The organism is Flavobacterium sp. SM2513 (assembly GCF_050908145.1).
Lineage (GTDB): Bacteria > Bacteroidota > Bacteroidia > Flavobacteriales > Flavobacteriaceae > Flavobacterium.
Genome location: NZ_CP194228.1, coordinates 3,736,259 through 3,762,500, shown reverse-complemented (window position 1 = coordinate 3,762,500; position 26,242 = coordinate 3,736,259). Strand labels below are relative to the sequence as shown.

General features: G+C 34.0%; 26 protein-coding genes and 1 pseudogene. 12 read left to right on the top strand and 15 right to left on the bottom strand.

Going from position 1 to position 26,242, the window contains the following annotated elements; translation table 11 throughout:
- Nucleotides 1-186: 186 nt before the first annotated feature.
- From ACQ5J2_RS16120 to ACQ5J2_RS16105, 4 genes are all read right to left on the bottom strand, one after another.
- Nucleotides 187-1,221, bottom strand: coding sequence for a M28 family metallopeptidase (locus ACQ5J2_RS16120; protein ID WP_432671506.1), 1,035 nt, complete (start codon nt 1,219-1,221; stop codon nt 187-189).
- A gap of 1 nt (nt 1,222) precedes the next feature.
- Nucleotides 1,223-2,284, bottom strand: a complete 1,062-nt coding sequence (locus ACQ5J2_RS16115; protein ID WP_432671504.1) for a DUF3667 domain-containing protein — start codon at nt 2,282-2,284, stop codon at nt 1,223-1,225.
- A gap of 52 nt (nt 2,285-2,336) precedes the next feature.
- Nucleotides 2,337-3,104, bottom strand: a complete 768-nt coding sequence (locus ACQ5J2_RS16110) for a dienelactone hydrolase family protein (RefSeq protein WP_432671502.1) — start codon at nt 3,102-3,104, stop codon at nt 2,337-2,339.
- A gap of 99 nt (nt 3,105-3,203) precedes the next feature.
- Nucleotides 3,204-3,743: a type 1 glutamine amidotransferase domain-containing protein gene (locus tag ACQ5J2_RS16105; protein ID WP_432671501.1), complete on the bottom strand. Its 540-nt coding sequence runs from the start codon at nt 3,741-3,743 to the stop codon at nt 3,204-3,206.
- Nucleotides 3,744-3,927: 184 nt separating this feature from the next.
- On the opposite strand from ACQ5J2_RS16105, the gene ACQ5J2_RS16100 reads away from it, so the two are divergent.
- Nucleotides 3,928-4,359 carry a DUF6526 family protein gene (locus tag ACQ5J2_RS16100; protein WP_432671499.1) on the top strand — a complete coding sequence of 144 codons (432 nt, stop codon included), beginning with the start codon at nt 3,928-3,930 and terminating at the stop codon, nt 4,357-4,359.
- Between the two features lie 14 nt (nt 4,360-4,373).
- A complete protein-coding gene (locus tag ACQ5J2_RS16095) occupies nt 4,374-4,829 on the top strand; it encodes a DUF1801 domain-containing protein (RefSeq protein ID WP_432671497.1) in 456 nt (151 codons plus the stop codon).
- Here the strand turns inward: ACQ5J2_RS16095 and ACQ5J2_RS16090 are convergent.
- Together ACQ5J2_RS16090 and ACQ5J2_RS16085 are read right to left on the bottom strand one after the other, a co-directional pair.
- Nucleotides 4,826-7,681, bottom strand: a complete 2,856-nt coding sequence (locus ACQ5J2_RS16090) for a PAS domain-containing protein (protein ID WP_432671496.1) — start codon at nt 7,679-7,681, stop codon at nt 4,826-4,828. The genes ACQ5J2_RS16095 and ACQ5J2_RS16090 overlap by 4 nt on opposite strands.
- A 228-nt stretch (nt 7,682-7,909) precedes the next feature.
- Nucleotides 7,910-9,142, bottom strand: a complete 1,233-nt coding sequence (locus ACQ5J2_RS16085) for an MDR family MFS transporter (RefSeq protein WP_432671495.1) — start codon at nt 9,140-9,142, stop codon at nt 7,910-7,912.
- Between the two features lie 98 nt (nt 9,143-9,240).
- On the opposite strand from ACQ5J2_RS16085, the gene ACQ5J2_RS16080 reads away from it, so the two are divergent.
- The 3 genes from ACQ5J2_RS16080 to ACQ5J2_RS16070 are packed head-to-tail and all read left to right on the top strand — an operon-like array spanning nt 9,241 to nt 11,193.
- On the top strand, nt 9,241-9,834 hold the full coding sequence (locus tag ACQ5J2_RS16080) for a DUF1684 domain-containing protein (RefSeq protein WP_432671494.1): 594 nt from the start codon (nt 9,241-9,243) through the stop codon (nt 9,832-9,834).
- Nucleotides 9,834-10,493: a TatD family hydrolase gene (locus tag ACQ5J2_RS16075; RefSeq protein WP_432671493.1), complete on the top strand. Its 660-nt coding sequence runs from the start codon at nt 9,834-9,836 to the stop codon at nt 10,491-10,493. The genes ACQ5J2_RS16080 and ACQ5J2_RS16075 overlap by 1 nt, the downstream gene beginning before the upstream one ends.
- Nucleotides 10,477-11,193 (top strand): tRNA threonylcarbamoyladenosine dehydratase, encoded by a 717-nt coding sequence (locus ACQ5J2_RS16070; protein WP_432671491.1) that lies wholly within the window; start codon nt 10,477-10,479, stop codon nt 11,191-11,193. The genes ACQ5J2_RS16075 and ACQ5J2_RS16070 overlap by 17 nt, the downstream gene beginning before the upstream one ends.
- 47 nt (nt 11,194-11,240) lie before the next feature.
- On the opposite strand, the gene ACQ5J2_RS16065 is transcribed toward ACQ5J2_RS16070, so the two are convergent.
- Both ACQ5J2_RS16065 and ACQ5J2_RS16060 read right to left on the bottom strand, forming a co-directional pair.
- Complete coding sequence (locus ACQ5J2_RS16065; RefSeq protein ID WP_432671490.1) at nt 11,241-11,816, bottom strand: J domain-containing protein; 576 nt, start codon at nt 11,814-11,816, stop codon at nt 11,241-11,243.
- 45 nt (nt 11,817-11,861) lie between these two features.
- Entirely contained in the window at nt 11,862-12,254 is a 393-nt protein-coding gene (locus tag ACQ5J2_RS16060; RefSeq protein WP_432671489.1) for a hypothetical protein, read from the bottom strand.
- A 304-nt stretch (nt 12,255-12,558) separates the two neighbouring features.
- On the opposite strand from ACQ5J2_RS16060, the pseudogene ACQ5J2_RS16055 reads away from it, so the two are divergent.
- Both ACQ5J2_RS16055 and ACQ5J2_RS16050 read left to right on the top strand, forming a co-directional pair.
- A pseudogene (locus ACQ5J2_RS16055) lies at nt 12,559-13,990 on the top strand (glycosyltransferase).
- A 222-nt stretch (nt 13,991-14,212) separates the two neighbouring features.
- A complete protein-coding gene (locus ACQ5J2_RS16050; RefSeq protein WP_432671487.1) occupies nt 14,213-15,511 on the top strand; it encodes a DEAD/DEAH box helicase in 1,299 nt (432 codons plus the stop codon).
- Nucleotides 15,512-15,604: 93 nt separating this feature from the next.
- Here ACQ5J2_RS16050 and ACQ5J2_RS16045 read toward each other — a convergent pair whose 3' ends face one another.
- Together ACQ5J2_RS16045 and ACQ5J2_RS16040 are read right to left on the bottom strand one after the other, a co-directional pair.
- Nucleotides 15,605-16,009: a DUF3592 domain-containing protein gene (locus ACQ5J2_RS16045; RefSeq protein WP_432671486.1), complete on the bottom strand. Its 405-nt coding sequence runs from the start codon at nt 16,007-16,009 to the stop codon at nt 15,605-15,607.
- Between the two features lie 221 nt (nt 16,010-16,230).
- Nucleotides 16,231-16,623, bottom strand: coding sequence for a hypothetical protein (locus tag ACQ5J2_RS16040; RefSeq protein WP_432671485.1), 393 nt, complete (start codon nt 16,621-16,623; stop codon nt 16,231-16,233).
- A 643-nt stretch (nt 16,624-17,266) separates the two neighbouring features.
- On the opposite strand from ACQ5J2_RS16040, the gene prfA reads away from it, so the two are divergent.
- Nucleotides 17,267-18,343, top strand: coding sequence for a peptide chain release factor 1 (prfA, locus tag ACQ5J2_RS16035; RefSeq protein ID WP_432671484.1), 1,077 nt, complete (start codon nt 17,267-17,269; stop codon nt 18,341-18,343).
- A gap of 123 nt (nt 18,344-18,466) precedes the next feature.
- Nucleotides 18,467-18,823, top strand: a complete 357-nt coding sequence (locus ACQ5J2_RS16030; RefSeq protein ID WP_432671482.1) for a helix-turn-helix domain-containing protein — start codon at nt 18,467-18,469, stop codon at nt 18,821-18,823.
- Between the two features lie 265 nt (nt 18,824-19,088).
- On the opposite strand, the gene ACQ5J2_RS16025 is transcribed toward ACQ5J2_RS16030, so the two are convergent.
- From ACQ5J2_RS16025 to ACQ5J2_RS16005, 5 genes are all read right to left on the bottom strand, one after another.
- The gene (locus ACQ5J2_RS16025) at nt 19,089-19,619 is read right to left on the bottom strand and encodes a hypothetical protein (RefSeq protein WP_432671480.1); all 531 of its coding nucleotides are present in this window, start codon (nt 19,617-19,619) and stop codon (nt 19,089-19,091) included.
- Between the two features lie 137 nt (nt 19,620-19,756).
- Nucleotides 19,757-20,407, bottom strand: coding sequence for a tetratricopeptide repeat protein (locus ACQ5J2_RS16020; RefSeq protein WP_432671478.1), 651 nt, complete (start codon nt 20,405-20,407; stop codon nt 19,757-19,759).
- A gap of 174 nt (nt 20,408-20,581) precedes the next feature.
- Nucleotides 20,582-21,292 carry a hypothetical protein gene (locus tag ACQ5J2_RS16015; protein WP_432671476.1) on the bottom strand — a complete coding sequence of 237 codons (711 nt, stop codon included), beginning with the start codon at nt 21,290-21,292 and terminating at the stop codon, nt 20,582-20,584.
- Nucleotides 21,293-21,835: 543 nt separating this feature from the next.
- Nucleotides 21,836-22,315 (bottom strand): hypothetical protein, encoded by a 480-nt coding sequence (locus ACQ5J2_RS16010; protein ID WP_432671475.1) that lies wholly within the window; start codon nt 22,313-22,315, stop codon nt 21,836-21,838.
- Between the two features lie 146 nt (nt 22,316-22,461).
- Nucleotides 22,462-23,352, bottom strand: coding sequence for a glycosyltransferase family 2 protein (locus tag ACQ5J2_RS16005; RefSeq protein ID WP_432671473.1), 891 nt, complete (start codon nt 23,350-23,352; stop codon nt 22,462-22,464).
- Between the two features lie 197 nt (nt 23,353-23,549).
- Here ACQ5J2_RS16005 and ACQ5J2_RS16000 point away from each other — a divergent pair, with 197 nt between their 5' ends.
- The 3 genes from ACQ5J2_RS16000 (at nt 23,550) to ACQ5J2_RS15990 (ending at nt 26,242) form a co-directional block, all read left to right on the top strand.
- Complete coding sequence (locus tag ACQ5J2_RS16000) at nt 23,550-24,608, top strand: acyltransferase family protein (protein WP_432671472.1); 1,059 nt, start codon at nt 23,550-23,552, stop codon at nt 24,606-24,608.
- Nucleotides 24,609-24,764: 156 nt separating this feature from the next.
- Nucleotides 24,765-25,844: a glycosyltransferase gene (locus tag ACQ5J2_RS15995; protein ID WP_432671470.1), complete on the top strand. Its 1,080-nt coding sequence runs from the start codon at nt 24,765-24,767 to the stop codon at nt 25,842-25,844.
- A gap of 2 nt (nt 25,845-25,846) precedes the next feature.
- On the top strand, nt 25,847-26,242 hold the full coding sequence (locus ACQ5J2_RS15990; protein WP_432671469.1) for a sugar 3,4-ketoisomerase: 396 nt from the start codon (nt 25,847-25,849) through the stop codon (nt 26,240-26,242).

The window sequence follows — 26,242 nt, the reverse complement described above, 5'->3', positions numbered from 1 at the left end:
AAATGAAAAGAAAATTTGTAGGAGTTTGTTATGATAAATATAACCGAAATGGTAGAGAGAGGTCGGTGAATAGGAGTGCTCTACAAAAAATAAGCTGTAATAAATAGATGTCTGTTAGAACAAAATAATTTTAAAGAAAGAATATTTTATTTCTGACAGACACTAATTGTTTCTATGTATTAAGTTTTACTTACCGCTTTTGTCTACGACGGGTCTGTCTTTTCTATTGGCTAATTCCCATGCAGTCGCAAAAGCAAGCTGAGCTCTTTTTGCTAATGCATCATATTCAATTTTGTCAGGAGTATCGCCGGGTTGATGGTAATCATCGTGAACACCATTAAAATAAAAAATAGAAGGAACTCCATTTTTGGCAAAATTATAATGGTCAGAACGGTAATAAATTCGTTCAGGGTCATTGATGTCGTTGTACTTATAATCTAAATTTAACTTGGTGTATTTTGCATTAGCGTCTTCATTAATTTTATGTAAGTCTGTTGATAATCGGTCAGAACCAATAACGTAAATATAATTATTTGTATTTGGATGAAGTGTGTCGCGACGTCCAATCATATCAATATTGATGTTTGCAATCGTATTTTTTAATGGGAATAAGGGATTTTCTGAATAATATCGAGAACCATGTAATCCTTTTTCTTCAGCGGTTACATGTAAAAATAAAATAGAACGCTTTGGGCCGTAGCCATCTTCTTTAGCTTTTTTAAAGGCTTGCGCAATTTCAAGTAAAGCTACTGTTCCGGAGCCATCATCATCAGCCCCATTGTATATGTCACCATTTTTGGTGCCGACATGGTCATAATGTGCAGAAATTACTAATATTTCATTTGGTTTTTCAGAACCTTCAATGAAGGTCCATATGTTTTCAGAATCATTTGGGGTCGGACTGTAATTTCTTTTCATGAATGCAGACGGTACTTTTTGATAAAACGAAGTTGCCCCTGTAGGAAAAGATATCTGCATTTTCTTATATTCTGAAATCAAATACCTCCCCGCTTTCTTTTGGCCTTCACTTCCTGTATCTCGTCCTTGCATTGAATCTGCTGCAACTATGTACAGATGTTTTGAAAGTTCAGCAGCAGTTATGGTGTTTAAATATTTTGTTATATCAACGGTACCATAATCTATAGGCTTTGTCATTTTTGATTTGGGATGACCACAATTTAAGAACAGTGTAAAACTTAAGAAGATTAGTATTTTTTTCATATTAATGGATAGTTATAAAGCTGTAAATAAAAAATAATATAGACAATAGTGTCATGAAAATTACATTTAGAAAGAAGAGCACCAGACTTTTTAAAAATGACACTGTTCTTGTTTCGCCATAAAAACGATGGTGGGCTGGAAAGAAGTAATAAATCATCCAGATGATTCCTATGAAATCTAGAACTGTTTCGATATAAGTAAAAATTTTATAGCTGTCAAATAGCTCTAGAACTCTTCCGGTTAAAATTAGCACCAGCGAAATAAGAAGTAAAAATGAAAAGTAGTGTAATGTAAAAATGCCATGATCAAAATAATACCATTTTTTCTTGCTGTGAAAAGCCCAAAGAAAGAACGCAAAAAGTGGCATGTAAATCAGTAAAACTTTTGGAAAATTGTGAAAAATAGATTCAAACAGTTTGTCTTTAATTTCCAAAGCCGAATATTTTTCAGAATTTGCTATGGAATTCTTGATGTATTTATGGAAAATCACAGGCACTTTATCGTCCTCACTTCCGTATTTTTGAAGTGAGTCAAATTCCTTCACAGATTTATACCCAAAAGCAGAAGAGTTTTTTGTTGAAAATTCTTTCTTCACAAAATTATTGCGTAGCGTATCTTTTTCTGATTGCGTAAGTCCACTTCTATTCAATAATTCATCTAACTTTTTTTCTTCTGACGAAACAGAAGTTCCAACAGTTTCTGTAGTTTCAACTTTGTCGTTTAAGTCCAGTTCCAATGTGCCAGTACTCGAAGGAATTACTGCAATTAAAAAGAATGTGACAAAACTTATAAATATATACAGTCGAACAGGAGCCAAATAAGACATTCGCTTTCCAGACAAATATTCTCTAGATAAAGCAGCAGGTTTAAACAACAGATTTTTAATAGTTTTCCAAAATGCGTTTTCATAATGGGTTAAATCCTCAAAAAAGTGAATGAATAAGTGGTGAAATGTTTTGCGAGTATCAATGTTTTCTTGACCACAATTTCCACAAAACCGCTTTTCAACGACATGATAACAATTCAAACACGTTTTGTCGTTCCTAATATGAGTTTTTCCCATCTGAAGTTATTAAAGTTTTAAAACTACAAAAATTTAATTTGAATAGGACCAATTATTTTAAAACCTCTTTTAAAAATAGTTTCATGTGTTCCCACGAGCGTTTATCTGCCTTTTCATTATATGCCGCTCCTTTTGAATTGTCGTTTCCTGCTGTAATTTCTGTAAATGCATGAACCGCATCGGCATAATAAATCATTTGCCAGTCTGCTTTTGCATTTCGCATTTCGTTTTGAAAATTTGTAATGGATTCATTGGAAACATAGGGGTCATCGGCTCCGTGAAGCACTAGAACTTTCGGCGTAATTGTATTTACAAATCGTGTAACATCGCGTTGCAAACCTCCGTGAAAAGAGACTACACCTTTAAAGTTCATGTTTGCTCTTGCCGCTTCTAAAACACCTGTTCCTCCAAAACAGTAGCCAATTACTACAATATTATCGGGATTTGCACCTAGAATAATGAGTTGTTCTAAAGCCAATTGAATTCGTTTTTGGTATTCTAAAAAATTAGTTTTATAATATCCTGATTTAGTACCAGCTTCTTGAGCATTGGTTGGATAATTGCCTTCGCCATAGATATCGGCTATAAATGCGGTGTAATTCAAATCTGAAAGTTGTTGTGCAACTTGTTTTGAATGCTCATCAATACCTTTCCAAGCGGGTAATATTAGAATTCCGGGTTTATTTACGGAAGGTGTTTTAGCTAAAATTCCAAAACCGCTTAATTTTTGATTTAGATCGGAATACGTAACTTGTTTTAGCTGCGAGAACATTATTTGCATAGAAAAAAGTGTAATGAATAGAAGTGTCTTGTTTTTCATAGAATATATTTTAAGTTTGTAAGTATAAAAATAAGGCTTTACTCATTATAGTAGTAAAGCCTTAAAAGTAATAAAAAGTATTGTTATAGTTGCAAAATATTATCGGTTGTGAACACCTTCTTTTATTTCTTCAACCATTTTTTTGTTAAAAGCTGGTAAGTCATTAGGATTTCTGCTTGTAACTAAACCATTGTCTACTACCACTTCTGAATCTTCCCATAGCGCTCCAGCATTTTTTAAATCATTTTTTACAGATATAAAGGATGTTATTTTTCGTCCTTTTAATACATCAGCATCTACTAAAATTTGAGGACCGTGGCAAATAGCGGCAACCGGTTTTTTTGCTTGAAAAAAAGCTTTGACAAAATTTACCGCTTTTTCTTCACGACGTAAAAGGTCTGGGTTGATTACTCCTCCAGGTAATACTAAAGCATCATAATCATTTGGATTGGCTTCATTTACTGTAGTTGTAACTTCGTATTCATTGCTCCAATTTCCGTCGTTCCAGGCTTTTATTTTTCCTGGGTTTAAACTTACAATGTCGGCAGTCCATCCCTGTTCTTCCAAATACTCCTTAGGTGATTTTAATTCACTTTCTTCAAATCCGTCTGTTGCCAAAATGGCGACTTTCTTTTTCATAGCTTGAAAATTTTGTGTGTTTATATTTATTAATGCTTAAAATTAATATTTTTAAATGGCACATAAAATGGATATTTATTAATGTTCTGCCAAAGTTTGTTAAAAAATCTATCGGAAGTTTAAGAGTTGGTGATGATCAAAGTTTTATTAAAAGGCTTAACTTTCAAATAAAAAAATTATGGCCATGCAAAATAATAAAAATCACGTTCGCTTTTACCCACCTCACCATTTTGTATTTTATCCAATTGTATTGTTATTATTAACTAGTTCCGTCTATTATGCAGTAACTGATGAAAACAATCAGAAGATATGGCTTTTTATTAGTGCAATCATTCTTATAATAGGTTGGCTTGCTTTTATGTTACGTCAACATTATGCTTTGGTTTTGCAAAATAGAATCGTTCGCCAAGAATTGCGTTACCGTTATTTTGTAATTACAGGAACACGTTTTGAAGCGATGGAAAATTTACTCAATGACAGCCAACTTTTCGCACTACGATTTGCTTCAGATGCTGAATTGCCTAATTTGGTTCAGAAAGCGGTTTCAGAAAAAATGAGCGGTAATGCTATTAAAAAAAATATTGTAAATTGGCTGCCTGATTATCATCGAGTTTAACTAAAAAGTTTGCAATGCAGTCCAACGTTTTACACCCAAAAGAGTATATCGAATCGCTACCGGAAGACAGAAAAAATCCTGTTCGTAAATTACAGGAAATTATTTTAGAAAATCTACCAGAAGGGTTTCAGGAACATATGGGATATGGTATGTTGTGCTATTCTGTGCCTCATTCTATTTATCCCGCAGGCTATCATTGTGACCCAAAGTTACCTTTGCCTTTTATTTCTCTAGCTTCTCAAAAAAATTCTATCAATTTATACCACATGGGAATTTATGCGGATGAAAAGCTTTTACAATGGTTTCAGAATGAATATCCCAATCATTGCAAAACCAAACTTGATATGGGAAAAAGTTGCATTCGCTTTAAGAAAGTAGACCAAATCCCCTACGAATTAGTAGCAGAATTATGTAGAAAAATTTCGGTGAAGCAATGGATTGAAACCTACGAAGCCAACTATAAACGCTAGTTTTTGAAGTAAATTCGCACTATTGTTCCTTTGTTTAATTCACTCTGAATTTCGATTTTACCTCCCATAGCTTCCACTTGGTTTTTAGTAATAAACAAGCCAATTCCCTTCGCATCCTTGTTATTGCTGAATGTTTTATAAAGTCCAAAAACTTTGTCTTTATATCGATTCATGTTGATTCCGATACCATTATCTTCAATTTCAAGTACTGAAAATTCAGCATCTTCATAATAATTGAATTTGATAAAACGGTCATTATCGTTTCGTTTACAGTATCTCACAGAATTGGAAATAATGTTAATCAGAATACTTTGTAAGTAAGCCCTGTTGTAAGTAATTAAAGTATCTGGTGGAATTTTACCTAAAATTTTGATGTTTTTAGTTCGAATTTCTTCGCTGATAACATCTAGTGTTTTTAGTACAAACTGAACTAGTTTTAAATTTTGAACATTTAGATTTACATTCTTTCTTATATTAATTACCTCGTTCAAGTTAATGATGGTCTCATTTAAATCATTAGAAACCGTGTCGATAAGTTGAATTAATTTACGTTTTTCCTCCTCATCTTCAGATTCCTTAATTAATATGGCAAGTGATTGGATGTTACTTGTATGTGAACGTAAATTGTGCGAAACGATATAAGAAAAATTCAGCAAACGCTTATTTTGTTCCGTCACCATTTCTAAGGATTTGTTCAAGTCTTTTTCATTCTCTTTGATTTGCGTAATGTCAATCATTATTCCTTTCAGAATTATGGTATTGTTCTCCAGACGCTCTACATTCACAATATTGCGAAGCCACACTACGGAATTGTTCTTCGCAATAACACGGTATTCTGAATTGAAATGGTTGAATCTCTTGATATTTTCATTTCTAAAAGCAACTGTCATTTCGCGATCATCTTCATGAATTTTTTCTTCCCAAAAATTTTCGTTGTTCAACCACTCATCAGTTGTATAACCCAAAATGGCCTCGGCTTGAGCGCTTACAAAACTAAATTTATTTGTTTTCCCGTCCGATTCCCAAACAATACCATCAATTGAATTAATCAAGGATTGCAGTTTTTGTTCAGAGTCTATAATTAATTTCTGAGCACTAATTTGATTGGTAATGTCTTCCGTCGAAATAATAAAACGAGCAAAACTTTCTTCATATCCCGCAACTATGTTCCAAGTCATTGCATAAACCCGTTGTGTTCCATCTGGAAAAAAAACCTTTCCTTGTGTTTTTCCTTTTTTATGACCTTGACTAATATCAACAAGCATTTCAATAATTGAATCGGTTGGAGACAATTTCATGGAACTCATAAAATAAGCGACCAATTCGTTCTTATCCTTAGCGTTATATAAATTAAGGCATTCTTGGTTGACACTAATCACTTTTATCTTTGAAATGATTTCAAATAGAATAGATTGGTTGCTTACTAAAAAATTTTGAACATAATCCCGACTTTTATCCATTAAGCCAAGTTGTATGAAAGATTCTTTTACCAGCGAACCATCTTCTTCCCAAAGTGGTATTGGTGATTCATGAAAGAGACTTTTATACTGCAGTTCACTTTGAATTAACTTCTCCTCGGCAATTTTTCGCTCTGAAATGTTTTCAATGGCTAGAATTAAAGTTTTTTTGCTTTTATTTTCATCCAGCATTGCTGAAGGAACGATTTGAGTCCAAATGTATCCTTCATTGTAATTTTTGAGTCGCACAATTACGGATGTACTTTTATTAAAAATAGAATTTGTGATAGTTACAGTTTTGCTAAAAAGTTCAACATCTTCAGGATGCACCAGTTCAAGGAAAGATTTCCCCGTTAATTTCTCAACGGTTCCCGAAATTAATTTACAAAATTGCGGATTGACTTCAAGTAGTAGCTGATTTTCATAATTAATTTGAGCGATTGCAATGGAAGTTTTATTAAATATTACTTGAAATTTAGCATCAGAGCTTTGCATTTTCTTCTCCTGGAGCGAATTAATTAATGCCAATTCTTGTGGTCTTTTTAAAATACTGTAAATAAAGTAGGGTATAATTAAGACAATAAGGAAGCAAATAATTAAATAGGGAAGTAAGTCTGACAAATAATAGGGGTCGCTTACTTTATCGACTATGTATAAAGTCCATTCGCCATCAGGAATCAAAATTTCTTGATAAATCTTGCCGTCCAAGTCCGTAGATTGGCTCAAGAAAAATTCCTTTTTATTAGTTATCGGACTAATTTTAGAAAACTGATAATAGTAGTTGGGATTTTTAAGGGAGTAAATTCCAGCCGCATTCATTAAGTTATCAAAACGAATCAATACTGCCGAAAAGCCCCAGAATTTATCTTTAATATAGATCGGATACCTTCCTGCAATTGCTTGTCCACCCTGTTTTAGCTCAAATGGACCTGCAAAATAAACTGATTTTCGTTCGATAGCTTTTTGGGCTTCTGCCGCAATTTCGGGATTTTCTAAAATGTTGTAATCTACAACGCTTTCATTTGTTTTTAAAGGATAGACGTATTTTATAACACCATTAGGAAGTAATTCAATAATGTCAATAATAGGATTGAGACGAATAATATCTGCTGCAACTTTATCAAAATCTTCTGCAATTCCCTTGTCATTAATAGTCATTCCTACAGCAAGGTTACTGTTGTAAGAAGCTTTTAATATTTGTTCTAAATTTTTATGAGCTGCATTCAGTAACGACGACATTTCAAGTGCATGTTGCTGTTTACTATATTCGTGTCGCAAGTTGATTAGAAATCCGGAGACAATTAGTAAAAGTATACCTATCCAAAAAGCAGTTGCCTTCGGACTCGCTATGAATTTCGAAATTACTTGGGACCGAGATGTATTGGTAATCGACAAAATTATACCTGTATTTAATTACAATTCAAGAAACTTTAATAGAGGGATACAAAAATAGCGACTTATTAACATATTATAGAATTACGCTTGTAGATTTTTACCTACTTTTAGTATTATTTTAGCAGTAAAATAAAAAATACTGGAACTGAATACTGCTTCAAATTTATTCTGAAATTAGATACAGTTCACACTTGAAAAATGTTCTAAATTTAAGAGTTAGATTACGAACTATCTTATCGCGGCAACTCCATCTTTCTCTTTCCGATACAAATTCAAAAGATAAATACAAGCTATTGTTGCTACAACGCCCAAGGTCCCCATTACAATCCAATTCGTCTTATATCCAAAATGTGCAATTAAATCCATTCCCGTTTTAGAACTTCCAATATGTGCCAAACTAAAACTCATCGTAAACAAAGCCATATACCGTCCTTCGTGTCCTTTTGGAGCACGTGATAAAGCAAATGAATTGGAGAATGGAAAGATGAAGATTTCTCCAAAAGTCATTAAAATCATACTGATAATTAAAATTCCCGCAAAAGTATCCCAGAGTAATACATAAAAACTAAACGTCATCATCAAGCATCCCACTAAAATCAGTTTCAATTTATTGGTTCTTTTACTTTCAAATAAACTTACAATGGGCATTTCAAAAATAAAAATGAGTATGCCGTTCATCGTCATCAATAATCCGGTTTGAAATTCAGTCATGCCGTATTTTTCTGAATGATAAATAGGTAACGTGGTAAAAATTTGGAAAAACAACAATGCCGAAATAAAGCTTACAAACAAGAAAACCCAGAAAATACGGTCTTTAAAAACCGATTGAACCGCCAGATTATCCATTGGGTCAATACTTTTTAACGTTGATTTTTTCTCTTTTACCAAAAGTGCAAATATACTTATGGCAAAAATGCACGAGAATCCATCGACCCAAAAAAGTCCATGATACCCCATTCCCATAATTATCAAACCTCCCAAAGCCGGTCCTGCAGCAAACCCCAGATTAATTGCTAGTCGGACTAAAGTAAAGGCGCGAGCTCTGTTTTCAGGTCGTGCATAGGTGCCAAGCGACACAAACATTGCTGGACGAAACATATCGGCAACCGCCATGATGATAAATATCGCAAAACATAACGTATAGAAACTCGTGATGTATTGCAAACCAAAAAACAGCAAGCCACTGGTAAATAAACTGAATACCATTATTTTATAAAATCCAATTTTGTCGGATAATTTTCCACCCAACCAAGAACCCAACATGGAACCTAAACCAAAACAAACCATTATCCAGCCTACTTGACTGTAGGAAAAGTGTAAATCTTCTTTTAAATATTTCGATAAAAAAGGCAAAACCATAGTTCCCGCTCGATTAATGAACGTGATTAGGGTTAAAATCCAAACTTCTCTTGAAAAGCCTTTAAAGTTATTGATGTAGTTGCGAACTGCGTTTTGAAACATTCGGTTGAAATTATATGCCGTAAAGTTCTTAAAAATTGACTTCACTAAACGGATTTCACCATAAATAAATTTGTTATTTTTACAAAAAAATACATTCAATGCAGAAATCACTCACCAGTTTATTACTTTTCCTATCGCTATTTTCATTTGCTCAACAGAAAGTAACCGCTGAATCATTTCAAAAGAATTTGAACGAAGAGTTTGCTGATGCAGATAAATCGCCACTAACAGAAGAAGACCGTTTGAAATTTAAAGAACTTGACTTCTTTCCAATTGACTCGAATTTTATTGTGGAAGCTACTTTTGTAAGAGCCAAAAATGAAAAGGCGTTTGAAATGAAAACTACGACCGAACGCGCTCCACTGTATGTGAAATATGGAGTTATTTCGTTTTCATTAAATGGAGAAAAATTCGAACTTAATGTGTATCAAAACATAGAATTGAGTAAACGTAAAGGCTTTAAAGATTATCTATTTTTGCCATTTTCAGATTTAACATCAGGTAAAGAAACCTATATTGGAGGAAGGTATATAGACATGAAAATCCCAAAAGGTAAAACCATTATCATTGATTTCAATCAAGCCTACAATCCGTATTGTGCTTACAACTACAAGTACTCTTGTCCGCTTGTTCCCCTAGAAAACGATCTGACGAAGGAAATTAAAGCCGGTGTAAAAAAGTTTCACGACTAATGAAATTCATCAACATCCATACCCATTCAAGCAGCAATAAAGCAGCTGTTTTGGACATTGTAAATCAGTATCCAACTTCGTTTGATGCAACTGCTACCCACTTTTCCATCGGAATACATCCTTGGTATATCAACGAAGAAATGCTGGAAGAGGAACTCAAAATTATAGAGACAAAACTACAACTACCCAATTGTTTGGCATTGGGTGAATGTGGCTTAGACAAACGCCGCCAAACATCTATCGACATCCAATTGAACGTTTTTGAAGCCCAACTTTTATTGGCAGAAAAATACCAAATGCCTGTAATCATTCATTGTGTGGCAGCGTTTCAAGAATTGATTGCTTTAAAACAGAAGCTAAATATTTCCGTTCCGATGGTTATTCATGGCTTTTCAAAAAACGAACAACTGGCACAACAATTATTAAAGCAAGGTTTTTACCTTTCTTTTGGAAAATACTTAATCAAGAATCCTGAATTGGAATCGGTCTTTAAAAGTATTCCGAATGAGCGTTTTTTTCTCGAAACAGATACAATTGAAGAAGGAATTGAGCAAGTATATGCTTTAGCAGCGAAATATAAAAATACAGATGTTGTAACTTTGCAACAAATAGTAACTACAAATTTTAATACCGTTTTTAAAAATGGCAGAATGGACTGAACGAGCGGAACTTTTATTTAAAGAAGAAGGCTTGCTGAAATTGCAAAAATCAAATGTTTTAGTGGTAGGTTTAGGTGGCGTAGGCTCTTTCGCTGCCGAATTTCTTGCACGAGCAGGTGTAGGAAAAATGACCATTGTAGACGGGGACGTCGTGGATATTACCAATATCAACCGGCAATTACCTGCTTTACATTCCACTGTTGGTCAAGCCAAAATAGAAATTGTAGGAAACCGTTTGATGGACATCAATCCGGAATTGCAACTCACTCGCGTACAAGAATTCCTATCACCAGAACGAGCGTTTGAAGTTGTCTCTGATGAATTTGATTATGTTTTAGACTGCATTGATAGCGTAACGCCAAAGTTCAACTTGATTGTAGCTGCTAAACGTAAACACGTCAAAATTATCAGTTGCATGGGTGCCGGTGGAAAAATGGAAGCTTCAAAAGTACAGGTTTCTGATATTAGTAACAGCAAAAGTTGTTTCTTGGCACGTGTTATTCGGAAACGATTAAAGGAAGTGAAAATTGATAAAGGTGTGAAAGTTGTTTTTTCAACAGAGATTCAAGACGAACACAGTTTGAAGAAAACAGATGGAAAGAATTACAAGAAATCCTTTTACGGGACGAACAGTTACATGCCTGGACTTTTCGGTTTGTATGCTGCTGAAACGGTGATTAGGTATTTGTTGAAGAAATAGTTTAGCGCGTTTTTAATTACGTGCACGCTTTTTCAAAGTAAAAAAACTTACCTGTTCTGACTGAAATGGGTTTTTACAAACTCCAAACCTTGGGTTTTCTGGATGATGTAATTGTGAACCTCTAATTTCAAAACTAAGAAGGAAATCAGCACTACGAAAAACATGCCTACAAGCTTCGATGGGGTGATGTGTTTTGATTTTGTGGAATTTCCAGCTCTTATATAAGCATTTTTCTTTGTAACAGCTACTTTGCTTTTCTCAAAGTAGATTGCAGATAACGCATTTATCTTTTCGTCGTTAACGGTGGTTCTTTCCTTTCGTTCTCTTGCTTCTTGGGTGGGTCTTTCAGGTGTTTGCGGTGTCGGATTGCCTGTTATGTTAACTTTATTTTGAAACAACTCACTGATGTGTTCTACCGTAAAGTCAAATACTGCACGTTTTGAACTATCCGACAAGATTTCATATGCTTCGCACATGTTTTTAAACATTTCTTCAAAAAACACATCGCCTTCATTCTTGTCAGGATGAAATTTCAACGAGAGTTTGCGGTAGGCTTGTTTTATTTCCTCTGGAGTAGCCTCTTTTTGGACACCCAAAATAGTATAATAATTCTTTTGAAACATAGTAAGGGGCTATAATTAAGTAGCTTTTAGAAGGAAAACCCAATTTTAAAGGTCGGTCCAGCTTACAACTTCATCATTTTCTAGTGTTACTTCAAGTTTGTATCGGGTATTATTAAGGAGTGTTCTATAAACTCCATAATAACATTTCTGAATGGCGGTGTCCTTATAGGAACTATTCTTCACTTCGTCAGGAACGCCCTTGGCTAGTAAAAGTAAGTTTCGTGGCATCCCAATCCAAATCTTATTCTTGGAAACGTCTTCTGCCAGTTCTTGGTTGTAAACGGTTGAAATCTCTGCGATAACTTCTGCTTTAATTTCCGCAAGTTCATCATTCGCTTTGAGCATTGCCTTCTCGGTGGCGTTGATAAAGAGCTTCCGTTTGATGGTTTTCGAAATATGTAACGTCAGATGATATACAAAGTAGATCAGAACGAGCACACATATTGCGAGAAACAATTCCGATTTATACTGTAAAAATAGTTTTTCCATATGCTGTGAAGCGCCAAATATATGAAAATACTTATAAATTCTTCCATAGATATATAAAGTTCTGTTGGTTTCTACAATTTGCAAAAGTAAAATGTGTGTAATGTGAGGTATGTGTGATTGTTTGGGTAATTATTACACACTTTTACTAAACTATAAAAACGGTATACTGTTGATTTTTAAGTGTAAATTAAATTGGAACAAGGATTGCCTATTCTGTTTTGAAAACAAATTGAAATTTTTAAGTTCCCTCAAGATGAAAACAGAAACACTAAATACACAACAATCCATCTTTGCTAAAGAGCAAAATGAAGCCAACTTTAAGCAAATTAATGCAGCATCAAATACCAAGACTACACAGAAAGTTTTGGCTAACCGAATTGTACTGGCATCCACACTGTTATTACTTTTAGGAGGTGCGGCTTTAGTATATTATTTACAACCCGAATTCTACAGTTTTAACGAAAGTAGAATAAATTCCCCAGTAGGACTTGGTTTTCTTGGAATTACTATCGCATTATTGCTTTTTAAAGTTTTATTCCTGATTTACAATGTTTACTTGTATTTTCAATACAAACCAATTGAATCTGTAAGTGATGAATTATTGCCAGCTTGTACGGTAATCGTGCCGGCTTATAATGAAGGAAAATTAGTATGGCAGACATTGTTGAGTATTGCCAACAGCGATTTTCCACACCACAAATTACAAATTCTAGCAATAGACGATGGTAGTAAAGATGATACTTGGGATTGGATGTTAAAAGCTAAAAAAGAATTAGGTGACCGAGTATTCATTTACCAGCAACCACAAAATAAAGGAAAGAGACATGCCTTATACAGAGGATTCAATCTAGCAACCGGTGAAATATTTGTTACGATCGACAGTGATTCAATCATTAAGCCGGACACGTTACGAAATATGGTAAGCCCATTTGTAGTAGACGAAAATTGTGGAGCAGTTGCTGGAAACGTTCGCGTATTGAACAATACAAATGCCATATTACCAAAAATGCTTAACGTAAGTTTCGTAATGAGTTTTGAATTTGTTCGTTCCGCTGAAAGCCAAGTAGGATCGGTATTGTGTACTCCAGGTGCTTTAGCTGCCTACAAAGCATCTGCTGTATTTGAATGTTTACCGGAATGGATTAACCAAAAGTTTATGGGACAACCTTCTGATATTGGTGAAGACCGAGCCATGACCAACATGATATTGAAACAAGGAAAGAAAGTACTTTTTCAAAGAAACGCACTTGTGTTGACTGACGTTCCAGAGAAATACCGAGGCTTGTACAAAATGTTTATCAGATGGGGAAGAAGCAACGTTCGTGAAAATTTAGTAATGGCTAAATATGTATTTACGAATTTCCGAAGCGGGTCTAAAGTAGGAGCGAGATTTCTTTTCTTAAACCAGTTCTTAACCATAGTGATGACGTATCCTTTTTTATTATTCATGTTGTTTTTCATCGTAGTGCATCCGTTACTATTTTTAAGTTCAACACTTTTAGGAATACTAGTTGTTTCCAGTTTTCCAGTGTTGTTTTATGCAAAAAAAACACAGTGCTGCAGAATCCTTGTGGGCTTACTCTTACAGCGTCTTGTATACTTTTGGTCTCTTTTGGATTGCACCTTATGCTATTGCAACAGCGGGAAGAAGCGGCTGGCTTACGAGAGAACTCGTACAAAAATAAACTAACAACCCTCTATATATTCCTTGACAAAGCCACTTTTATAAGTGGCTTTGTCTTTTTTAGGAATAAAACTTAGCACTTTAATGTTCCTTTCTTTGTTGGATTTTATTAAAAAAGGGAGTAAGGCATTTCGAAAACAATCACATCTAAATAAATAATCTATTTATACCTTATTACAAAGCGTTTCACAAAAACTGTATCTATCTTTGTAAAAAAATAATTATGTCTGCACTTTTATCCCAACTCGGAATCAATTCCCAACTTCAACATGCTTTAAAAGATTTAAAAATCACGGTAGCCACTGATATTCAGGAAAAAGTTATCCCGATTATTCTTAATCAAAAAGAAGATGTTGTGGCTCTTGCCAAAACAGGAACGGGAAAGACAGCCGCCTTCGGATTGCCTTTATTGCAAACTGTAGACGTTACTAACAACAGCATTCAAACCCTTATTTTGTCGCCCACACGTGAGTTGAGCCAACAGATATATAACAACCTTGTAGCATTTGCAACCCAATTGCCCGAAGTATCCATCGTGTTGCTTTCAGGAGGTAGCCCACTTAAAGCACAAGTAGCTTCATTGCAAGCTACAACGCATATTGTTGTGGCAACTCCCGGGAGATTGCTCGACTTACTAGAGAAAAAAGCACTGGATATTTCCACATTAAAAAACATAGTTTTAGACGAAGCCGATGAAATGTTTCAAGCTTTGAAAGAAGACTTGATGCCGATTCTGAAAGCACTTCCTAAAAATCGAAGAACACTTTTGTTTAGTGCTACAATGCCCGGAGAGTTAAAGGAAATTGTACACAATTACATGTCGAAGAACGTGATTTCTGTTCAATCAGATATGGCAACGGTGGGTCACGAAGGAATTGACCATCATTATATTGTTGTTGACCCAATTGAGAAACTAGACGTGCTTTTGCATTTCTTGAACCAACAAGCAGGCGGGAGAGGAATTATTTTTTGCAAAACCAAAGCAGCAGTTAATAAGTTGGCTAAAAACTTAGCCATTCGTAAGATATCATCAGGCGCTTTGCACGGTAGTTTGTCTCAAGGGATTCGCGACCGCATCATGGAGCAGTTTCGCGAAGGACACATTGATACCCTTGTAGCAACGGATTTAGTGGCACGAGGAATTGACGTCAAAGAATTGGCTTACGTAGTAAATTATCATTTGCCCGACACGCACGAAGCTTACGTACACCGCAGCGGAAGAACGGGTAGAGCAGGGGCCAAAGGGCTTTCGATGACTATTATTCAAGAAGAAGAAGTAGCAGAAATTGCTGGTTTTGAAAAAGAACTTAGTATTCAATTCAAACCCGTTAAGAAAAGCAACGCCGAAGATTTGCAATGGAACAACACGTTAGTTTGGGCAAAGAAAGTATTTAAAACCAAACCCAACCGCGAGGTTCCCGAAGATGTAAAACACCAGATTAAGACAATTTTCCACCACTTGACTAAGGAAGAATTAGTAGATAAAGTATTGGCTAATTATTTGGCGGAGCATAAGCAATAGCTAAACTCTATTTGCTTTTCGTATTAAATGATAAAAAGCTTCATTGTTTCTTGGTAAGAAATAATGAAGCTTTTTTTACTGACGGTTGTTACTTTAAAATTCAAAAGTAATAAATCCTATAATATTGCAGATTCCAAATGTTAGAAATATTAATCCAACTAATGTTGTAAAGATTAAACTGAAACTATTAAAATGTTTTTCTTTTTCGATAATAAATCTTTCGGGATACTTTGGGTTGTAAAAGATATCAATCGGACTATCAATATTGTTTTTATAGCTCCGTATTTTACTAAAATCGGTTGAGGCGTAATAGAACGGCTTTGTCAGAATGTGCATTCCATTTTTACAAATAAATTTGATTACCGGCGCTTTATGTCCATCCGAATCGGATTCGTAGCTTACTATTTTTCCAACAGTAGCAATGCCGTTTTTGTGAATATCCGAAATTAAAATCCAATAGTACATATTCATTATTGCAACCAAAGAACCAAGTATCATAAAACAAACACCAGGTTTATAAAACATAAAAAAGACAAAAAGAATAACTATTGGTATTCCATATTTTTTATTGTTTAAAAGTTTCATTTGTAGTTGTGCTGGTAACGTTTTTATTAAACTCAAGTCTCATACTAAATTGAATTTTCTAATTTTCAAAACTATTCAATACATAAACTTCCATTTCATAGTTTTTTGGACTGGGTATGGAATACAAATTTGCGCTATTGGGTTTTAGAATTTTGATATATAAAAAACTCTTTAAAACTGTGAGCAAACCCAAAATGATAAATTGCCATTGTATAAATTAAAATCATAACTATTAAAGGAACTTTGTTTATCAAAGGCGTTTCTAAAGTTCCTAGAGCAACTAATGCTCCTAAAAGTGCCAAAGAAAATAAAACTATCGAAACAATTTTCGCCCAATTCTTTCCATTATAAACCATTATTAAAAGTCCAATTGTTAATAAAAATCTCATTATTTGTTGAATAAGTTTTTTTGACTCAACATCCGGCCTTACAGAATGATAAAAGTATATGGTGTGAATTGAAACTAATAAAATACTTATTGAAATTAGTATCGTTCTTTTTTTTCCAATTTTAGTTAATTCGTTCATTTTTTGGTTTAACTGTAGCTACTTATATATCCAACACAATCCTGCCTATTCAACTGCCTTTGTATGATAAATGTCCTGCATTATTAATCAAATATACACTTTTATCCCTTTTATACACAAATTCCCTTTAATTCTATATTTTGCTACAAGTATTTATAACCCTTCGGATTCTGTCCAATGGGTTTTTAGGCTACAACTAACGCAAATACGTGTAGGACAAACGACCCTTAATGAGAAAGTACGTATTAGCGCAGATTTGAAATCCGTGTCCACTACTTTAAAATAAATCTAATAAAACTACCTGAATCTCATGAGCTAAACCAGCATAATTTCTGGCAGAGCTAAAACAACAATCTTCAGGCAAAGTCACCATTGGTGTCTCCAACGACTCCGATAGCGTTTGAAGCTTTGTCGGAGTTAAGAAACCTGATAATCAATAAACCCTGAAAGTTGATGAAAATCCCTGAAACCCTAGCCCAGATAGAAGTGGAAATCCTTTCGTTTTTTTCTTTAAAAAACGAAAGATTGTAACGGATAGCTGGAAATAGCTCCTGAAAATTGATATTAAAGTAGACTTTAACATCTGGGTAGAAACTAAAATTATTTTTTGTAAATTTGCCCACCAAAATAAAGGGATTGAACTATGTTAGATAGACTTCAGATAGTAAAGCAACGTTTTGACGAGATTTCGGATTTGATTATTCAGCCGGAAGTTATTTCGGACCAAAAGCGTTATGTACAATTAAATAAGGAATATAAGGATTTGAAAGCGTTGGCTGAAAAGCGTGACGAGTATGTCCTTTTGATGGCAAATATTGACGAGGCAAACGAAATTATTGCCGACGGAAGTGATGCCGATATGACGGAAATGGCGAAAATGCAACTTGATGAAGCAAAGGACCGTATTCCTGAGTTAGAAGAGGAAATCAAGTTCATGTTGATTCCTAAAGATGCCGAAGATGCGAAGAATGTAATGGTGGAAATTCGTGCCGGAACCGGTGGGGATGAAGCGAGTATTTTTGCAGGAGATTTATTTAGAATGTATACCAAATATTGCGAAGCTAAAGGTTGGAGAACTTCGGTTGTGGATATGAATGAGGGAACTTCTGGTGGTTTTAAAGAGGTGATTTTTGAAGTATCAGGTGAGGATGTTTACGGAACTTTGAAGTTTGAAGCCGGTGTTCACCGTGTTCAACGTGTTCCTCAAACGGAAACGCAAGGTCGGGTGCATACTTCGGCAGCGACGGTGATGGTTTTGCCAGAAGCGGAAGAGTTTGATGTGCAAATTGATATGAATGATGTTCGGGTAGATTTCTTTTGTTCGTCAGGACCTGGTGGACAATCGGTAAATACTACGAAATCGGCGGTTCGATTGACGCATATTCCTACGGGATTAGTGGCTCAATGTCAGGACCAGAAATCGCAACATAAGAATAAGGACAAAGCTTTTGGTGTTTTACGTTCTCGTTTATACGAACAAGAATTGGCCAAAAAACAAGCGGAAGATGCGGTTAAACGTACTTCGCAAGTAAGCTCGGGCGACCGTTCTGCAAAGATTCGTACTTATAATTATTCGCAAGGACGTGTTACGGACCATAGAGTTGGTATGGATGTTTTTGATATGGATGGTGTGATGAATGGTAAAATCCAGAAATTGATTGACGAATTGCAGTTGGTGAATAATATGGAGAAACTTAAAGAAGCTAGCGAGGTTTTTTAATTTGAGAATAAAGAATATAGAGTATAGAAAATAGACACCGGACTTTGTTCGGTGTTTTTTTTTATATTTACGCTACATTGGAGGTTTTCGATACCTTATTTAAATTAATCAAATTTAAGTGCTATGAATATTAAACCTATAAAAACAGAAAACGATTATAACCAAGCTCTTGAACGACTTGAAGTGATTTTTGACGCAAAACTAAATTCGCCTGAAGGGGATGAATTGGAAGTATTAGGCATTCTAATTGACCAATATGAAAATGAAAATTTCCCTATTGGTTTGCCTGACCCTATTGAAGCAATAAAATTCAGAATGGAGCAATTGGGTTATAATCAAAAGGATTTAGCCAATATTGTAGGATTGAAAAGTCGTGCAAGTGAGATTTTAAATCGCAAAAGAAAACTTTCTCTGGAAATGATTCGGCAACTTCATGAACAGTTGAATATTCCAACGGATGTATTGATTCAGACTTATTGAAAGAAATTCCTGCTTAAGTAAAAATAGATTTATAATAGACACCGGACATTGTTCGGTGTTTTTTTTTGTGTTTATAAGACGTTGGGAAATTTCGCACAGCTTGCAGTTGAATCCTCTTCCTATTCTTCAAAACGCTTTACGATAACTCGATAAGAGTGGACGACATGTAATCGGTTCTCCCGATAAAAATCGGGACAGGCAGTTCGACACAGGATTCATTGTTCGACTTACAGCCGCGACGAAATCCTAGCTGTTGTGCACAGGTTTATTTTTCAGTTACCAACGAATATAAATCACCGCCACTTTCTGTACACGGAATGAATATTTCTTTAGGTAATTCTTTTTCGAGACTAATTGTAAAATTTTTTCTTCGGGAACATTGAGTATCTTTTTGCGAAAAGAGTAACTTATCTTCTTTTAATTCATCAGGCAAATCTGCAGGCAGTCCAACTGGATATTCTCCGAAATAGTTGTTTTCTAAATCATATATTATAATTGAACTCGAACCTCTGCAACTTTCTCCAATTACCAAAAAACTGGTCATTATTTTATATTCTATGTTTGAAACGTTGGCTATACCGAGATATTTGATTTTAGATTTATTACAGTCAGTATTATGAGTGAAATCATATATAAATTCTTTTCCGACATTATTTTCTTCCAAAACTTGAAGTTCAGTTTTTTCAAACTTATCAAGTGGCTTTTGTAATTTTTTTACGCTGTCTTTTTTCGAACCGTCATGCTTTTGGCAAGAGTTCAAACTTAAAAACAAAATGGCTATTATAAGTGTTCTCATAAACTTGTGCATTACGTTATGCCACTTTGAGATGGCTGGAAGTTCGTAACTGCTCCATTTTCGGTTTAACGAAAACTTGATGCGAAACGGCAATTCCACTAAATTCCAGCTATATCAAAACAGCTGTTGGCATACGTTTATTTCTTTTTCGCGATTTCTCTTACTTCAGGATTAACAAATTTAGAATCTATTTCATCAGTTTTTTTTATGTATTTTACTAAACTATCTTTTTGCATTAAATAAGCATACGAACTTGCTAATTGACCAAATGCTCTTCCATTTTTGGGTTCAATTTTTATCTCTTTTTTTAAGCTCTCAATGGTTAGGTTTAAGTATTTAATATCTTTTGTTTTGAAAAATATTTGTCCGTAACTCGTTGACATACATTCGTAAACTTTAGCGTTGTTTGGCTCTAATTCGATTGATTTCTGCAAGTATTTGACCGATTTTTCGAATTCATTTTTTTTACCTAAAAGGTTTCCAAAACCCCAATAGACTTGTGGATTTGTTTTGTCTAAAAGCCAAGCCTGATTAAATCGTTTCATAGATGTATCATTATCATCTTTATAGAAATATTCCCAGCCTTTTGACACATAGTATTCAGATGCTTTTTTTCTGTCTTTGAATTGCTTTTCAGATTCTATAATAAATTCGTTATCCCATTCAATTTGTTGTTCACATTTTTTTACTTCTCCATACATTGGTAGTAAATTTATTCCTTCTGGACAATCTGTTTGTGATTTGCAACTCAATTGGCTTAAGACAATTAAAAATAATATTTTCTTCATTCTATTTTAGATATTGATTTCTCCTTCTGTTTTTTTAAATCTTTGATAACGTTTTGCCACTTTGAGATGGCTGGAAGTTCGTAACCGCTCCATTTTCGGCTTAACGAAAACTTGATGCGAAACGGTAATTCCACTAAATTCCAGCTATATCAAAATGGCTGTTATATGCCGTTTCTATTTTACGATAAACGGTTTTATCATTTCAAATATTCCAGACGAAGTTAGTCCCGTGAATATTGGTAATCCCACATTTTTTATAAGTTCTCCTATACTTAACAATTGAGGTTGAATGTCTTTTTCTTTTGAAAGTTGCTTAACTGCATAATTCATTTCTAACTCAAAATCTTCACGAATATCCTTGTCTAATTTCTCAATATCTTTCCTAATTAATGAGAACAATTCATTTACACTTTCTTTCGCTTGTTTTATTTTCTGTACTTGACTTGAGTAATTTGAATCTTGCTGAATTTGGAATGGTGCATTTATGTCACCTGTTGAAATTGTATAACTTTTTGACTCAGATTTAGGATTCTTAACATCGAGCCAATCTTGAATTATTTTTGCATAAGAGTTACGATTACCACGTTCAACTAAGGGTAAAATAGTGTAATTTATTTGAGAAAGAAATTCAGTTGGATTTCCTAAATATCTTTCCAAGTGATAATCCAAAAATAGAGGAACTTTATAAATTGGTTTTAGAGAATACATTACCTTTCGAAACTTCATATCGTACTCTCGGTCAGTAGCCGTTTTAAATACTTTATTAATCTGAATCGAACCACCACTAGCATTTATTTGATTTTGACTCATTACATTACCAAAATACGGAATTTCAAATTCATTTGCTTCTTGTCCTTCTTCTGAAATTGCATAAAATGTGTTCATTTTTTAATTTTTTTTATGAAAGTATAAATTATATAAGTTCTTCTTTCGCCAATTTTCATTTAAATGGCATATAACTTATTTATACACGCTACAAAGTAGCGCCAACACACCCAAATATAGATGTAAATACGCTACTCAATAGCGCATTATTTTTTTTATAAATATAAATATTTTTTTAACAAACTATCAAAATTGCTTTCTATTAATAAAAATTTCAATTTTCACCTTCATAACTCGAATTTTCGCCTCCCTCCTCGAAAATTTAACCTCATAACTCGAAATTGGACCTTATTAACCTCAAATTTCAGGCTCGGGACTCGAATATTCATGTTAATAACCTGAATTTTCACTTTCATACTCGAAATTTCGAGTTCCAACTTGAAATTTGAACCTTTGAACCTGAATATTTCAGTTTTGAGTGAACTATTTCGCCTGAAACCCAAATATTTCAGTTTCAAGCGAAATATTCAGAAGAATTTTTAAAGGGTTTGAAAATTTTTGTCCAAAAAAAAACCTCTAATTAGAGGCTTTTTTACAAATAGTTTATTCTTTATTAGCTCGTGGTTTATAAGGCCCTCTAGAAAACCGCGCTTGCAAGTCTTCATAGATGGCTCTGGCAGAAGCAACGCCTCTAGAGAATGCTTCTCTTACCATTCCGTAATAAAACATTCCGTTAATTAAACCTTCATGAACGGCTAACATTCTCGTATCACTAACATCCATGTAAATTTGTCCTGATAAATTAAATACCTCTTCCAGTTGATTTACAACGGCTACATCTTTTCTAAATTCCTCCACATTCATATAAGGGGGGACAAATTCAGGGTTAGTAGTAACATAGGAATCAATTTTTTGCACGGTTGGAACCGTTTTATCACCCATTTTAAAAATCGATTTTCGTTGTTTTACGGTAAGGCCTTGCAAGTAAGGCGCCAATCTTGTTCTAACTTTTTGTAAATCTGCAACAGATTCATCGATAACATCTTTAGGAATTTCTACATTAATTTGATTTTGACTACTCATATACTTTTGGTTTATTGATTAATAATAGTAAAAGTATTGAAAAAACAAATTCAAAAAACAAAGGATATGATTTTTATTAAGGAATATTTGTAGAAATTTATCTACAGAACAAGCTCGTTTTTGCAGATATGACAATAAGGTTTTATTTACATCCTTGTTCTTACTTTCAATTCAAACAGAATATACTTCAATACTAATTTAAAATCCCTCGTTTTATAAGCCACCGTCATTTCAAAATGAATACGTTTGAGCATCGCTTTAAACTCGGCTTGGTGGCGGTTTAAGGCAAATGCTTTTTGCAAAATAATGTAGGTAGAATAATTAAATTGACGGGCTTTTTTGCTGTTCTTTTGAATAAGTAAGGTGTACATCGAGTTGTCTAGCACTCTTTTTTGAACGAGGATTTCATCTACATAATCAAAGTTATAGATTCTTGCAGCACGTATCCAAAAGTCGTAATCTTCATAAGCCAAGCTCTCGTCAAAGCCATTCAACTTCTCAAAAACTTCCCTTTTTATGAGTGCACTTATCGAGCATAAGTTGTTATTTCCGTTGAGCAAACCAATGTAAATATCGCCTGTAGGTTGTGATTTTATGCGTTTCCTGTTTGCATCTGTGGGGAAATAATCGTTGATGAAAGCGCCTTTTTCGGTGATTAATTCGGCATTACCGTAAATCAAACCTACCTTTTCATAGGTCGTTTCTGCATAGCCTTTCAGCTGATTTTCGATGCAATCGGGTTTTAATAAATCATCGGCAGCCAAGTCGATAATGTAATCTCCTTTCGCCAATTTAAAACATTGATTGAAGGTTTTCGTATTTCCTAAATTTTCTTTGTTGGCAATAAAAGGTATTTCAGGATGATCCTTCAGCCAATTTTCAATGACTTCAACAGAATTATCGGTGCTATAATCGTCGCCAATAATTAGTTCGACACGGCTATGCGTTTGATTTAGTACAGATTCTAAAGCCTCAACCACAAATTCGGCATGATTGTAACACAAACAAATAACGGTAACGAGCGGACTGTTGTGCATAAAGTTGAGATAAGAGTTTTATATTTGTTACGAAAATAACAATTCAGTCGTGGCAAAGCAAGGCAAAAACAGTAAAATAGCAATTGACGGTTTTATTGTTGTGAAAGTGTTTTATTAATGTAGCTTTTAAAGGATTTCATTAGTTAAACCAAATTGTTTTTGAAAAGAAACCAAATGAATATGAACAAAGTAAATTGATGAAAACGGCCCATTTTCCAGCACTAACAGGAATTCGAATTCTTGCCGCTTATATGGTTTATATCCATCATTTTAATCCTTTTCAGGAAAATGATTTTGGGGCAAATGTGCATTATTTTTTCGATAGTTTTCACGTGGGTGTTACACTGTTTTTTGTGTTAAGTGGCTTTTTAATTGCCAATAGGTATTATGATACTGTTGATTTTAGTTTCAAATCTTATTTGCAAAAGCGGTTTGCTCGAATTTATCCCATGTATTTTATTCTTACCACTTTGACGTTCATTATAGGTTATTTATCTGCAAAAAGTTACGGAGGCTTCGGACTCTATTTTCTAAATATATCTTTTTTAAGAGGTTTCTTTGACGATTTGAAATTTAGCGGAATCGCCCAAGGATGGACGTTAACGGTAGAAGAAATGTTTTATTTTTTGGCTCCTTTGTTCTTCGTACTTCTTAAAAAAAGCAAATCATTTTTACTAATTCTTCCCATTGGTTTTATCTTACTTGGTGTTCTCTTAGTTCAGATATTTGAATCCCATGATTTACATGGATTGATGGCAAATATTAATTTCATGGCTGGATATACGTTTTTCGGTCGGGCTTTTGAGTTTTTCGTAGGAATTGGATTGGCATTAGTTTTAAAGTACAACTTTACTTCCAATTTTAAATTTTTCACACTCGTGGGAATAATTGGAATTGTCATTTCCTTATATCTTTTGTCAATTCTAGAAATGCAACCAGAAACGACCACTTCAATGGTTTTAAAAAATACTGTCAACACAGTTGTTCTTCCACTTTTCGGAATTCTTCCGCTATATTTCGGGTTGATTAAAGAGAAAACAATACTCTCAAATGTACTCAGAAGTGACCTTTTTGTCCTGCTAGGGAAAAGTTCGTACGTGTTCTACCTCATTCACATTGGGTTTATCAGGAACGGACTAACTACAATTTCGTCTAACTATATATTTCTCTTTTTGTCACTAAATGTAATTGCGGTAATACTCTTTTTATTCATTGAAAAACCATTAAACCATTATTTCAGAAGGAATTTGAATTAAAATGCATTTGAAATTTCCGAAAATTGGTCGTTTTAAATTTAAAATTGCCAAAAAAAAATATAAAGTGTACCCCAATAAATATCAGTAACTATTAAGTTGATTTGCCTAAACTTAAGATAAGAGTTTTATATTTGTTTCGAAATCAACAACACCGTCGTGGTAAATCAAGCTAAGAAAACTAAAATAGCACTCGTAGGATATAAATTGGCAAAAGGCGGATTGGAACGCGTATTTAGTACCGTTTCCGAACTATTGCACGATGCGGGTTGTGAAGTTTCAGTGATTGTACTAGACGATGACATCGAATATTCCTATTCAGGAACCTTAATTAATTTGGGTCATTTATCTAAATTTCAAAAATATTTTGAACTCAAAAAACAGTTAAAAACAAATCAATTTGATTACATCATTGATTTTCGACACCGCATCAATCCTTGGATGGAACTGATTTTTCTTCATTATATCTATTCCGGTTTCAAAATAATCTATACGATACACAGTAGTAAAATGGATTCGTATTTGACCGATAACAAGTGGGTTGCCAAAGAAATTCTACAAAATGGATATAAAATAATCGCTGTTTCTAATGCTTTAAATGAGAAGGTTAAAAAAGTGTATGGATTTGAAAAAGGAATTGTAATTCCGAATGCTATTGCAAAAAATAATTCAGACTTGGATTACAAAGAAATTCAACTTCCTTATAAATATTGTATTGCTGTAGGAAGATTGATAGCTTCGAAACAAATGGGTAAATTGATTGAAACGTACTCCAAATCAAATTTACCTAATAGCGAAATTCATTTAGTAATCTTAGGAGACGGTGAAGAGAAATTACATTTACAAAAAAGAATTGAAGAATTAGAACTATGTGATTTCGTGCATTTATTAGGGTTTAAAAAAGAAGTGTATTCGTATATGAAAAATGCCGAATTCTTAGTTTTATCCAGTAAACATGAAGGTTTTTCGATGGTGATTTTAGAAGCGTTAAATCAATCAACACCAGTGATTTCTTTTGATTGCGAAACGGGTCCACGAGAATTAGTACAGCACGGGTTTAACGGTTTATTAGTTGAAAGTCAAAATTTCGACGCCTTAGAAAAGGCAATGAATCGAATGATTGCAGATGCAGCATTTTATAAGTTTTGCAAAGAAAATGCAAAGAATTCAGTAAATGCTTTTTCTGCGAAAACAGTCGGGGAGAAGTGGCTGAAATTATTTAATAACAACATAATTTAAAAATGAATATAGAACTTATTTCGATACCTAAAATTGAAGACAACCGCGGAAATTTGTCTGTACTTGAATCTGAAATTTTGCCCTTTGAATTCAAAAGAGTTTATTATTTATATGATGTGCCAAGTGGTGCGGAACGAGGTGGACATTCGCATATCGAACAAAAAGAATTTTTGATTGCACTAAGCGGAAGTTTTGACGTTATTTTGAATAATGGAACGGAACAACGCACGGTAACACTCAATAAACCATTTGAAGGCTTGTTGATTCATGAAGGCATTTGGCGGGAACTCAACAATTTTTCTTCAGGAAGTGTTTGCCTAGTAATTGCCTCAGCCGTTTTTGATGAAGCCGATTATGTTCGAGAATTTGATGAATTCTTAGCTTTACAGAAATCTTAA